Consider the following 12965-nt stretch of genomic DNA (forward strand, 5'->3'; position numbering starts at 1 on the left):
CCTATTTTTCAGTTGCTGATTTCGGTAAAACAACTGTAAACGTTGTCCCTTCTCCAACTTCACTATCTACTGTAATCGTACCTTGATGCGCCTCTACTAAATGCTTTACAATTGATAATCCAAGGCCTGTACCACCAGTATTTCTACTTCTCGCTTTATCCACTCGGTAAAAGCGTTCAAAAATACGCGGAATTTCCTCTTTACTAATACCAATTCCAGTATCCGATACTTTTATATAAGCATTATATTTATCTTCCGCTAACTCTACTGAAACAACGCCTCCAGCCGGTGTATATACGATCGCGTTATTAATTAAATTAATAAAGATTTGTTTCAGACGACTTGGATCTCCAATAACAGAGGCACGTTTTAATACATTCACTTGTAAAGAGATTTCTTTTTCTCCTGCTTTATTATCAAGCACCATATGAATATCTTCAAGCAGCCCCTTCATATCAACGGTTCCCATATTTAATTTAAATCCTTGTTGTTCGATCTTCGACAAATCTAATAAATCTTCAATTAACCCTTGCATGCGCTCACTTTCTTTTAAAATAATGTGCAAGAAATGTTCGCAGAATTTTTTATTATCCATCGCTCCGTCTAAGAGTGTTTCTGAAAAACCTTTAATAGAAGTAATCGGTGTCTTTAATTCATGAGAAACATTCGCTAAAAAGTCTTTTCTCATTTGTTCTAATTTCTTTAACTCTGTTATGTCATGGAATACGAGAACAATCCCTTTCCATTCATGGTTTGTCCCGATAATCGGTGCTCCATATACTTCAAAGTGCTTCCGCTCAATTCCAAGTGGCAATAACATTTGTTTACGCACTTTCACTTCTGTCATAAAGATTTCTTCTACAAGCTCAATAATTTCTGTATGATGAAACGATTCATAATATAAGCGATCTAAATATTCTTCATCTGTTACGTGAAAAGTTTCCTTATAAGAGCGGTTTACAAGGTTTATATATCCGCGGCTATCAATTAAAATCATTCCGCTTCCCATATTTTCAATTAACGTATGCAGACGATCTTGCTGCATTTCTTGTTCCAGTGTCATCTCTTGTAAGTTACGAGCTAAAATATTAATTGCTTTACTCAGCATTCCTGTTTCGTCCGAATGACTTTCGTATGCACGTGCTTTATAATTACCCTTCGCCAATTCAATTGCAACTTTCGTAACTGATTCAATCGGCCTAATATATTGCCCTGTAATTTTCATACCTAAAAATACAACTACGAGACAAGCAATGACAAATCCGATAATTAATAATCCCCACGTTTTTTGATGTACGTCTCTTAAAGGATCGATTGTACTTTTCACCAAAATGTATCCTTGTTTTCCTTCTACATCTTGAACGAACACCGTATGATAAAATTGATTCTCTCGATCTGTCTCTTTCGTAATCACTTTACTTCGTTGTTTTGCCACTTCCGAAGAAAGTTCTTGAATCGTCTCTGGACTAAATGCCAATTCTTGTCCTTTTCTATATTGAACTTTCTTTTTTTCATTCACAAATACGATAGAAGCTGGTATTTTTTCTTCTAACTTTTCAAATACGTATGGATTTTTTAGGACCTTATCAAAACCTTGCTCTTCTACTAACGCCGCAACATACTCCGTCTCTTTTACCATTCTCTCTTTAGCATGATCTATATAGTAGTTTTCAAACACAGTTTCTAGCAATAAGCCTAGTCCAACTAAAATAAATACAATAAGAGAAACAAATGTAAAAAGAAGCCTGGAACGAAATTTATTCATTCCCTTTTGGCTCCTCTAATTTATATCCTAAACCACGTATCGTTTTAATGTACGTCGGTTTTTTCGTATTTTGTTCAATTTTATCGCGCAAATGGCTAATATGAACATCAACAATTCGTGTATCACCAGCAAAATCGTAATTCCATACAGCACTTAATAATTGATCACGCGTCAACACGCGACTTTTATTTTTCGCGAGATACACAAGTAGTTCAAATTCTTTTGGTGTTAATTCAAGCTTTCTTCCTTGGAAATAAGCCTCATAAAACTCCGGTAAAATTTTAAGTTCTGCAATTGTAATGCTATCTTCATCTGGCGCTTCTGCAACTTGTTCTTCTTGTTGTAATTTCGTGCGGCGCAAAATTGCCTTCACACGAGCAACAACTTCTCTTGGACTAAATGGCTTCGTCATATAATCATCTGCCCCAAGTTCAAGACCTAGCACCTTATCAAACTCATCATCTTTTGCCGTTAACATTAAAATCGGCGTCATAACGCGCTGCAATCGTAATTCTTTACACACTTCCATACCATCCATTTTCGGAAGCATTAAATCTAATATAATTAAATCTGGGCGTTCTGTTGTCGCTTTTTGAAGCGCCATTTCTCCATCCATCGCTGTTATAACTTCAAACCCAGCTTGTTGTAAATTAAATTCAATTAAAGTTAAGATAAATTCCTCATCATCAACTACTAAAATACGATTGTTCATTCTTTTCCTCCAAGTTATAGACTTGAAACCTTCTTCATCCTAGTATTTCCCCCGTTATTCTCATCATACTAGAAAACAAGGTCCCTCTCAATATAATTGTCTATTCATGGAGATCGTTTGTGTAGAATTGAGAAAGTAGACGTAATTACGCTTCACCTGCAACTACACAGGATTTTGCCAAACTTTATAGATTGCTCTCTCTTCTTTAAAGCTCACTTCCGTATGAACTATAAAGTGAAACTTTAATCAGTGGGGGTTGTTCATTCCCCACTGATTATTAGTTGAATCAATCGGGCTTTTACGGGCAGTTGATTCCCGACCTAACTTCTTTGCTTTCGCTGAATTTTGAGGTGGGATCTTACTGCCCGTTAATGCGGGATAAAATCTTGATTTTGTGCTAGGAAAAACGAAAGAGCATACGCTATTTTATAATCTAGCGTTTCATATCCATCAAATAATCTCCCGTACATTTCATTCGCGATCGAATCGGCCCACACTTCAGTTTCTCGTATCGTTTCAAAGATAACTTCTTCTTTTTTCCACCTCACTTAAAAGAATCACTCCTTTCATTGACTTCAATTACCGATATTTATGTCATTAATCTTAATATATAAATTAATACAATCAGGAGGTCTATTATGCGACTAATACTACCCATTCTATCTTTAGCAGTCACATGTATCCTTGCTTTCAACGCTCCGAGCTGGGATACGATTAAAACGGGTTGCTCAGAATTTGCTGAAGGGTTCAAAGAAGGATTCTTCAACTAAAAATAGCGCTAGCATCCTTATTCAAGGTATGCTAGCGCTATTCATATTTTCATCTTTTAAAAATTATCTAATGCTTTTTCCATAATGGAAACAGATTTATAAGGTGGCGTTACTGTTAATGAACCCTTTACAACAGTTTCTCCTTTTTCATCATGAGCAGATACAAGCATATCAATTGTATGTTCCTCCTCAGAAACAGCCACAACTTCAAAGTGGATTTGTAACGTTTCATAATGGTGAACATGCTTCACGAACGTAAGGTCCTTCCTAGTAATATGACTTCCTGGACCCGGTAAATATTTCGTAACTGCCGTTGTAATCATTCCCGTTAGCATAATGCTTGGTACAATCGGCTTTTCATACGGAGTTTGGGATGCGTAATCATGCTGAATATATAATGGATTGGCATCATTCGTTAACCCTAAGTACAATAACAAATCTTTATCCTCAATTTTTTCAGTGATAGATAATTTCTCTCCTACTGTAATTTCATCCATTTTACGACCAATTTGAACTTTTTTCTTTAACATGTTACAACCCCCTCCGATTTTTTCACCTTATTATCCTACTAAAAGCGATACCTTATCCGAAATTTACTATGATGAGGGCAATGTATAGTATAAATCTACAGTTTCATTATAGGATATTACAAATGATAGCGTTTTCATATTATTTCAAAAAAACAATTCGGTAAATAGTAGAAAAAGATTCGGAATCCCGAATCTTTTTCACTACTATTCAATTATTAAACAAGAACTTTCATTACGTTACGTACAGATTCTACAGAGCGATCTAACGCTTCTTTTTCATCTGCAAGAAGTTCTAATTCAATAATTTTTTCAATTCCGTTACCACCTAGAATTACTGGTACCCCTAAGTAAAGGTCACTATAACCATACTCACCTTCAAGGTACGCAATAGCTGGTAATACACGGCGTTGATCTTTTAAGATTGCTTCTGTCATTTCAACTAAAGAAGCTGCTGGTGCGTAATATGCACTACCGTTTCCTAATAAGCCTACAATCTCACCGCCACCTTTACGTGTACGTTCTACGATTGCTTCTAAACGCTCTTTCGGAATTAACGTTTCTAACGGAATACCGCCTGCATAAGAATAACGCACAAGAGGTACCATGTCGTCACCATGTCCACCAAGAACAAATCCTGTAATGTCTTTTACAGAAAGATTTAATTCTTGTGCGATGAATGTACGGAAACGAGCTGTATCTAATACGCCCGATTGGCCGATTACACGCTCTTTCGGGAATCCTGCTTCTTTAAATACAGAATATGTCATTGCATCAACTGGATTTGTTAACACAACAATAATTGCATTTGGTGAATGTTTTGCAATGTCGCGCGTAATACTTTTCATAATTTTAGAGTTCGTTGCTACTAAGTCATCACGGCTCATACCAGGCTTACGTGCAATACCTGCTGTAATAACGACAACGTCAGAATCAGCAGTATCTGCGTAATCAGATGTTCCAATAATGTTAGCATCAAAACCTTGTACTGGGCTCGCTTCTAACATATCTAACGCTTTCCCTTTTGTTGGATTTTCCAGTTGTGGAATGTCCACTAATACAACATCTGCAAGTTCTTTTTGTGCTAATAAGAATGCCGTTGTTGCTCCTGTAAATCCTGCACCGATGACTGAAACCTTCTTGCGTTTGATTGTCATAATTTACCCCCCCGCTTTAATTATGCGTTTTTGATTATCGCTACATCCATGTTTTTAATAAGCTCATTAGCAAACTCAGAACATTTCACTTCTGTTGCACCTTCCATTAGGCGAGCGAAGTCATATGTTACTACTTTTGATGCAATTGTTTTCTCAACTGAATCTGTTACTAATTTCGCAGCTTCGTTCCATCCTAAGTGTTCTAATAATAATACACCTGAAAGAAGAACTGAAGATGGGTTTACTTTATCTAAACCTGCATATTTTGGAGCTGTACCATGTGTAGCTTCAAAGATAGCATGTCCAGTCACATAGTTAATGTTTGCACCAGGTGCAATACCAATTCCACCTACTTGTGCAGCAAGTGCATCAGAGATATAGTCACCATTTAAGTTCATTGTCGCAACAACATCGAACTCACGTGGACGAGTTAAAATTTGTTGTAAGAAGATGTCTGCAATAGAATCTTTTACGATGATTTTTCCAGCCACTTCAGCGTCTGCCATCGCTTTATTCGCTGCATCTTTACCATCTTTTTCAACAATGCGATCATATTCAGCCCAAGTAAATACTTTGTCGCCGAATTCTTGTTCCGCTACTTCGTAACCCCAGTTTTTGAAAGCACCTTCTGTAAATTTCATAATGTTTCCTTTATGAACTAATGTAACAGAAGAGCGTTTTTCGTTAATTGCATATTGAATTGCAGCACGAACAAGACGCTTTGTCCCTTCTTCTGAGATTGGTTTAATACCAATACCAGATGTTTCTGGGAAGCGGATTTTATTAACACCCATTGCTTCTTTTAAGAAAGCAAGAACTTTTTCTGCTTCTGGAGATCCTTGTGCATATTCAATTCCAGCATAAATGTCTTCTGTATTTTCACGGAAAATAACCATATCAGTATCTTCCGGACGTTTTACAGGTGAAGGAACACCTTCAAAATAACGAACTGGACGTAGACATACATATAGATCTAATTCTTGACGAAGTGCTACGTTTAGAGAACGAATACCACCGCCAACTGGAGTTGTAAGTGGACCTTTAATTGCGATTAAATATTCGCGGATTAAATTTAAAGTCTCTTCTGGTAACCACTCGCCTGTTTGGTTGAATGCTTTTTCCCCTGCAAGCACTTCTTTCCAAACGATTTTCTTCTCACCATCATAAGCTTTTTCAACTGCTGCTTCTATTACGCGAGATGCAGCTGCCCAAATATCAGGACCAATTCCATCTCCTTCAATAAATGGAATAATCGGATTGTTTGGTACATTCATAACACCATTAGTTACAGTAATTTTTTCACCTGTCGTCAATGTGATAACCCCCATGTTTGAAATTTCATATGTATGAAACTGAGGGAATAACCCCTCAGTTCAAACCGTTAGTCAAATTAAAATATTCTAATCATTACATCTTTCCGAAAAAATCAGACTTTTGAAAGCGTATTTTCACTATCAAAATAGTGTTTTTTGCTTATCTTTGTGCGATTGGAACATACACTTGATGCGTTGGTCCATTATAATCAGCACGTGGACGGATTAAACGGTTATTTTCATATTGTTCTAGAATATGAGCTAACCAGCCTGACATACGGCTAATTGCAAAAATAGGTGTAAATAAGTCATGGTCAATTCCTAAACAATGGTATACAGAAGCTGAATAGAAATCAACATTTGGTGGAAGACCTTTTTCTTTTGTTACAATGTCTTCAATTTTGATAGACATATTATACCATTTGTCTTCTCCTAAAAGCACGCATAATCTCTTAGACATTTCACGTAAGTGTTTTGCACGTGGATCACCCTGCTCATACACACGGTGGCCAAAGCCCATGATTTTCACTTTATTTTGAAGAGCATTATGAATATATGATTCTACATTTTCTTCTTCGCCAATTTCAGTTAACATCTTCATTACATTTTCATTTGCCCCACCGTGAAGAGGACCTTTTAATGCACCAATTGCTGCTGTAATACCAGAATATACATCTGAAAGTGTAGCTACGCAAACACGTGCAGTAAATGTAGAAGCGTTTAACTCATGATCTGCATGAAGTACAAGCGCCTTATCAAAAGCTTCAATTTCAACTTCATTTGGCTCGCGATCATTTAACATGTACAAGAAGTTTGCAGCTAATGATAAATCCTTTCTTGGCTCAACAATATCTAAACCTTTACGGATTCTCGCGTAAGCAGCAACTAAAGTTCCCACTTGAGCCTGTAATTTAACCGCTTTCAAATAATTAGACTTTTCATCCATAATTTCAGCGCTCTCATCGTATAATGATAGCATGGAAATTGCAGTTCGTAAAACAGACATCGGATGTGCAATTTTTAAATCTACTTGTTTCAAATATGTTAAAATCTCACCTGGAACTTTATAGTATTCAGATACAATTTCATTAAATTCTGCTAGTTCTTTTTCATTAGGAAGCTTGCGGTGCCATAATAAGTACACTACTTCTTCAAACGTAGCATTCTCAGCTAAATCATCAATATTATACCCAACATAAGTTAATGTATCATCAATAATAGAGCTCACAGATGATGTTGTTGCTACTACCCCTTCTAAACCTCGAATAACAGTCATGACATTCTCTCCTTTTCCTGAAAATTCTCCCAACCTTGCTCCTTATATCTATTTGCTCCCCTTATGAATTATGAACGCCCGTTCACTCTTTAGGCAAGCAAAATGCACGATCATGCAAATTTGTTGCGATGTTCCCCTCTTATTGTCCATGGTTTACATGGAAAGCATGAGCGTGAATGTCTCCCCGAATCCTCACGCTCAAAACAACAAGTTAGTGAGGAAAATACATTCCGAAGAGTTTTATGATAAAAACAACATAAAACAATATCATTATAAAATTGTTTTATGTTGTTTTTATTTTATCTGGTGTAAAGTCTCTGCTGTTATGTAACTTTTCAAAGTTTCTAATCCTATTATAAACAATTATCTGACTTTTGTGAACAGAAAGAATTCAAAAATTTTATATTACTATAAAATTCCTTATTTAAACATTTGTATAATACTCATAACCGCATAGGCAATTCCAGCCCCAATTAACGGACCAACAGCAACCCCATTAAATAACGCAACCGCTATAATTGTCCCAAAAACAAGCGCAGTTGTAATATGAGGATCCGTTGTCAACAATTGCACGCCGCCTTTCGCTAACAAAGCGACTGCTACACCTGAAGCTAAAGCAATCCACGCATAATACGATTTCGCCGCTTCTCCAAGTTGTTTAAAACCTATTTCCCCCGTCGCAATCGGTACTAGCACCGCTATTGTAATGACCGTTACACCTAGGTTAATTCCTTTCGTTTGTAAATAAGGAAAGACCTTATCTCCTAAAAACGTAAATTTTAATAGAAATAACACCCCAATAGCTACAGTAAGCGATTGGTTTTTAGCAATAAGTCCTATAATAAGTAGTATGAATAAAAATAACGTTGACTGACTAATCATGTTTACACTTCCTTTCTGAAAATAATGAACTCATTTCCAAACAAAAATACCTTTAAACCTATCGTTATACATGCTATACAGATGCCTATTTATCGATAACACCTTCAATTTTTTATACATTCTAAAAAGAGACTTTCACCAAAAAAATTTAAGCATGTATACATTTTTGAAAACAGTCGTCTCTTCTTTCTTTTCTAATAAGAAACAGGTAAAATAAAAAGAAGAGAAAATGAAGTTTTTACCATATAGTAGTAGCATCACGAATAGGCTTTCACAGCCATTCATATACCGAAAAAAGCAGGCTAAATCCATCATTCCACTATAACATAAAGTAACACTTTAATCAGTTGGGCATCTTCCACTGATTATTGGCCTTCATCAATTGGGCTTTGGCGGGAGATTTACTGCCGCTAAAGTAAGACTTTAATCAGCAGAGCACGCTAGTTATAAGTTGAACGAATTAGGATAATCCAAATCGGAATGGGAGGTATACATCTTTGAACCGAAACTTACTATATATGATATTGCGACTCATATTTGTCATTGTAGCAACGATAGCTGGGTTCTATGTATTACTATACATGTCAGGGCTTATCTATCCTTTTATTATCGCTTTTGCATTTGCTTATTTGATTAATCCTGTCGTCAATTTCCTTAATCAAAAACTACAATTTCCTCGCGCACTAGCAGTACTCGTTAGCTTAATTCTCGTATTTGGAGCTATCGTTGGACTTGTTACATATCTTGTGACTGAAGCAATATCTGCCACAACATACTTACTCCAACTTGTTACAGTAAAGTTTCCGGATATCGTTACATTCGCTCAGCAATTTGCACTTAATCATATTATGCCTCTCTACGATGATTTAATCTCTAAATTTAATCATCTTGGAGAACCACAGCGCTATACAATTACACAAAACATTCAAAACTTAGGAACAGAAGCAACAACACAAATGAAAGAACTTTTAACCGCCATTATAAGCGGATTAACAAATTTCATTAGTGCACTACCAACAACGTTAACTGTCCTTGTATTCATTTTATTAGCCACTTTCTTCATTAGTTACGATTGGCACCGTCTTGCTCAAAAAACAAGAAAATTACTACCAAATCGTGTACATGGCTACGGAAAAACTATTTTTGTCGACTTAAAAAAAGCTTTATTTGGTTTTGTGAAAGCACAACTTACACTCGTATCTATGACAACCGTCATTGTACTGATCGGACTTTTAATATTACGCGTACCATACGCCATTACTATTGCGATTATTACAGGAGTTGTAGATTTACTACCATATTTAGGAACAGGCGCAGTCTTCGTTCCATGGGTTATATACGTATTTTTCACTGGCGATACCGCATTCGCCATTGGTCTTCTCATTTTATACATCGTCGTGATTGTCCAAAGACAAATTATGGAACCGAAAGTACTTTCATCTAACATCGGTCTCGATCCATTAGCAACACTCGTCGCTCTATTTGTCGGCTTTAAGCTTTTTGGCTTTTTAGGATTAATCATCGGTCCAGTCACCTTAGTACTACTTAATACATTACACAAAGCTAATGTCTTCCATGACTTGTGGAAATATATTAAAGGTTCACCTTCAAAATAAAAGTTTCTAATTCATATAAAAAACAAGCTGTAATCAGTGGGAATTTCCCACTGATTATTCCTTCCACTTATTTTTTCACACTACTCACATGTAACAAGAGCATTACCCAGAAAAAGGATAATCCTCTTGTTTTTTTGCATGAAAAACACATTTTCTAATCAAAAATACATTTTTATTCTATTTTATCTATATTTATTACTTACATTTATTACTTTTTATGTAAATGAATAAATATACAAAACCACATAGAATAAGGCTTCAACTAACAATCGCTCCTTTATATACGAAAGCAAAACTTTAATTTAGCTGCATTTCACTCCATCTTATCCATCCAAATTAATAGTACTTAAAAATCACACGTTTAATCGAAGCACAACAAGAGTTCAAACGAAAATTATATAGCAAATATAATAAGCGGACGTTTTGTTCATCCCCACTCATCATTCGCCCCCACATCAGACACTTACGAGCAACCCAACTTTGAGATAGAAATCCCCCACAAATAGCGCAGTAAAGCGAAGCCTCAATCAGAAACCCCCTCTCCTCTTACAAGACAAAAAAATAGCACTTAGATCGTTATAATCTAAGTGCTACTTCTGAATGATAATAGTAGAGTTCTTTCTAAATTTCCATTCCATCCACTTCATAACAAGCGGCTTCAATAAAGCTCTCGTAATAGGGATCACGCAGATAAACCCTAGCACATCTGTCACATACCCAGGAAGCACCAAGAGAATACCTCCTACAAATACAAAAATACCATCTAGTACTGCCTCACCTGGCATTTCCCCTCTATTCAACTTAGATTGAATCTCTCCAAGTACTTTAAATCCTTGTCTTTTCGCCAAATACACACCTACAACACCTGTAAATACAATCATAGCGAACGTAGACCATAAACCTATTACATGACTTGATCCAATTAAGACCGTAATCTCAATCGCCGGTATTAAAATAAACAAGAATAGTAACCACTTCATAGTTCTACACCCCTCTCACAACTCACTTTTAACACCCTCACAACGCCTATATACATCATACGAAATATAGATACCCTTTCATACTAAAACTCATAACAAACCGCTTTTAAAAGCAATTCTAGGCACTTTAAACTAATTCTATCTCGTTTTTGTGTAAAAAAAAGAGAAGGACTCCGATCCTTCTCTCCGTATTACTTATAGCACTTCCGCATGTCCATTATAAACAATTCCGCGTGCTGCATCAACTGTTACTTCTTGGCCATTTTTTAAAGTTGCTGTTACGCCGTTTACACCAACGATAACAGGAATACCGATTGATACGCCTACAACAGCCGCATGGCTTGTTAAGCCACCTTCTTCTACAACTAAAGCAGCAGCTTTTTCGATTGCAGGAATCATATCTTTATCAGTACTTGTTGTAACAAGGATATCACCTTCGTTTACGTTCGCTACAGCTTCAGCAGCTGTTTTTACTACAACTACTTTACCTTTTGCAGCTTTACGACCGATTCCTTGTCCTTTAGCAACTTCTTCACCAACAACGTGGATTTTCATTAAGTTTGTTGTTCCAGTTTCAGCAACTGGAACACCAGCAGTAATTACTACAGTATCTCCAAGTCCGATTAGACCTGCATCCATACCTGTTTGAATTGCTGTATCTAACATTTCGTCAGTTGAAGCTGCGCGCTTCTCAGCCATAAACGCTTGTACACCCCAAACAAGCGCAAGACGACGTCCTACTTGCTCGTCAGATGTTACAGCTACAATTGGAGATTTTGGACGGTATTTAGAGATCATTTTCGCAGTATGTCCACTTTCTGTTGGAGCTACGATTGCAGCTACATCAAGAGCAAGTGCTGTATGCGCAACAGATTGGCTAATTGCATCTGTAATTGTTGGAGTGAACTCTTTAATACGTTTTTTGAACATATCTTCGTATTGTAATGATTTTTCAACACGTACTGCAATGTTAGCCATCATTGTTACTGCTTCTACCGGATATTGACCAGCAGCTGTTTCACCTGAAAGCATGATTGCATCTGTACCATCGAAGATTGCGTTAGCTACGTCACTTGCTTCCGCACGAGTTGGACGTGGGTTACGTTGCATAGAGTCTAACATTTGTGTCGCAGTAATAACTGGTTTACCTAACACGTTACATTTTTTGATTAGACGTTTTTGTACTAATGGTACTTCTTCTGGTGGAATTTCTACACCCATATCACCACGAGCTACCATTAAACCGTCAGAAACTTCTAAGATTGAATCGATGTTGTCGATACCTTCTTGGTTTTCGATTTTCGGTACGATTTGGATGTATTGAGCACCATGCTCTTCTAATAATTCACGGATTTCTAATACGTCAGACGCTTTACGTACGAATGAAGCTGCGATGAAATCAACTTTTTGCTCGATACCGAAGATGATATCTTTTACGTCTTTTTCAGTGATACCAGGAAGCTTAATGCTTACGTTGGGTACGTTAACACCTTTTTTATTTTTTACAGTTCCGCTGTTAAGAACTTTTGTACGGATGTTTCCATCAGCTTTTTCGATTACTTCTAGTTCGATAAGACCGTCATCGATTAGAATGCGAGAACCTGGGTCTACATCGTCATAAAGACCAGCATAAGATACAGAGAACTTCTCTGCAGTACCTAATACTTGCTCAGTAGAAAGAACTACTTCTGCACCTGTTACAAGCTCAGCTTGTCCGTCTACGAAGTCGTGAGTACGGATTTCTGGACCTTTTGTATCAAGTAAGATACCAACTGTTTTACCAGTTTTCTTTGAAGCTTCACGAATGTTTTTAATACGAGCTCCGTGCTCTTCATGGCTACCATGAGAGAAGTTTAAACGAGCAACGTTCATACCTGCTTCGATTAATTGCTCTAATTTTTCAATACTTTCACTAGCAGGACCTATAGTACATACAATTTTAGTTTTACGCATATTGCACCTCCGAA

12 protein-coding genes are annotated in these 12965 nt (G+C 36.6%); 2 read left to right on the forward strand and 10 right to left on the reverse strand.

The genetic code is table 11. The features are described from left to right. Position 1: 1 nt before the first annotated feature. The 3 genes from phoR to MR167_RS03000 form a co-directional block, all read right to left on the reverse strand. A complete protein-coding gene (gene phoR / locus MR167_RS02990) occupies positions 2–1765 on the reverse strand; it encodes a sensory box histidine kinase PhoR (RefSeq protein WP_242313868.1) in 1764 nt (587 codons plus the stop codon). Then, the gene (gene phoP / locus MR167_RS02995; RefSeq protein WP_001065220.1) at positions 1758–2477 is read right to left on the reverse strand and encodes a two-component system response regulator PhoP; all 720 of its coding nucleotides are present in this window, start codon (positions 2475–2477) and stop codon (positions 1758–1760) included. The genes phoR and phoP overlap by 8 nt, the downstream gene beginning before the upstream one ends. Before the next feature lie 368 nt (positions 2478–2845). Next, on the reverse strand, positions 2846–3025 hold the full coding sequence (locus tag MR167_RS03000) for a hypothetical protein (protein ID WP_063675802.1): 180 nt from the start codon (positions 3023–3025) through the stop codon (positions 2846–2848). A 90-nt stretch (positions 3026–3115) separates the two neighbouring features. Here MR167_RS03000 and MR167_RS32910 point away from each other — a divergent pair, with 90 nt between their 5' ends. After that, positions 3116–3247: a hypothetical protein gene (locus MR167_RS32910; protein ID WP_001237011.1), complete on the forward strand. Its 132-nt coding sequence runs from the start codon at positions 3116–3118 to the stop codon at positions 3245–3247. 56 nt (positions 3248–3303) lie between these two features. On the opposite strand, the gene MR167_RS03005 is transcribed toward MR167_RS32910, so the two are convergent. The 5 genes from MR167_RS03005 to MR167_RS03025 all read right to left on the reverse strand — a co-directional run bounded on the left by MR167_RS03005 (position 3304) and on the right by MR167_RS03025 (position 8402). Further along, a complete protein-coding gene (locus MR167_RS03005; protein WP_000914181.1) occupies positions 3304–3777 on the reverse strand; it encodes a MaoC family dehydratase in 474 nt (157 codons plus the stop codon). Positions 3778–3992: 215 nt separating this feature from the next. After that, a complete protein-coding gene (mdh, locus tag MR167_RS03010; RefSeq protein ID WP_000153232.1) occupies positions 3993–4931 on the reverse strand; it encodes a malate dehydrogenase in 939 nt (312 codons plus the stop codon). 20 nt (positions 4932–4951) lie between these two features. After that, entirely contained in the window at positions 4952–6244 is a 1293-nt protein-coding gene (icd, locus tag MR167_RS03015; protein WP_000206893.1) for an NADP-dependent isocitrate dehydrogenase, read from the reverse strand. A gap of 160 nt (positions 6245–6404) precedes the next feature. Then, positions 6405–7553, reverse strand: a complete 1149-nt coding sequence (gene citZ, locus MR167_RS03020) for a citrate synthase (protein WP_000503651.1) — start codon at positions 7551–7553, stop codon at positions 6405–6407. A gap of 387 nt (positions 7554–7940) precedes the next feature. Then, the gene (locus tag MR167_RS03025; RefSeq protein WP_000625507.1) at positions 7941–8402 is read right to left on the reverse strand and encodes a DUF441 domain-containing protein; all 462 of its coding nucleotides are present in this window, start codon (positions 8400–8402) and stop codon (positions 7941–7943) included. Between the two features lie 497 nt (positions 8403–8899). Here MR167_RS03025 and ytvI point away from each other — a divergent pair, with 497 nt between their 5' ends. Further along, complete coding sequence (gene ytvI / locus MR167_RS03030) at positions 8900–10018, forward strand: sporulation integral membrane protein YtvI (protein WP_001081375.1); 1119 nt, start codon at positions 8900–8902, stop codon at positions 10016–10018. Between the two features lie 590 nt (positions 10019–10608). Here the strand turns inward: ytvI and MR167_RS03035 are convergent. Further along, a complete protein-coding gene (locus MR167_RS03035; protein ID WP_000871631.1) occupies positions 10609–10998 on the reverse strand; it encodes an FxsA family protein in 390 nt (129 codons plus the stop codon). A gap of 195 nt (positions 10999–11193) precedes the next feature. Further along, positions 11194–12951, reverse strand: a complete 1758-nt coding sequence (pyk, locus tag MR167_RS03040; protein ID WP_001232668.1) for a pyruvate kinase — start codon at positions 12949–12951, stop codon at positions 11194–11196. Positions 12952–12965: the final 14 nt, after the last annotated feature.

Origin of the sequence: Bacillus cereus group sp. BfR-BA-01355, assembly GCF_022663675.1 — a bacterium.
Classification (GTDB): Bacteria; Bacillota; Bacilli; order Bacillales; family Bacillaceae_G; genus Bacillus_A; species Bacillus_A thuringiensis_S.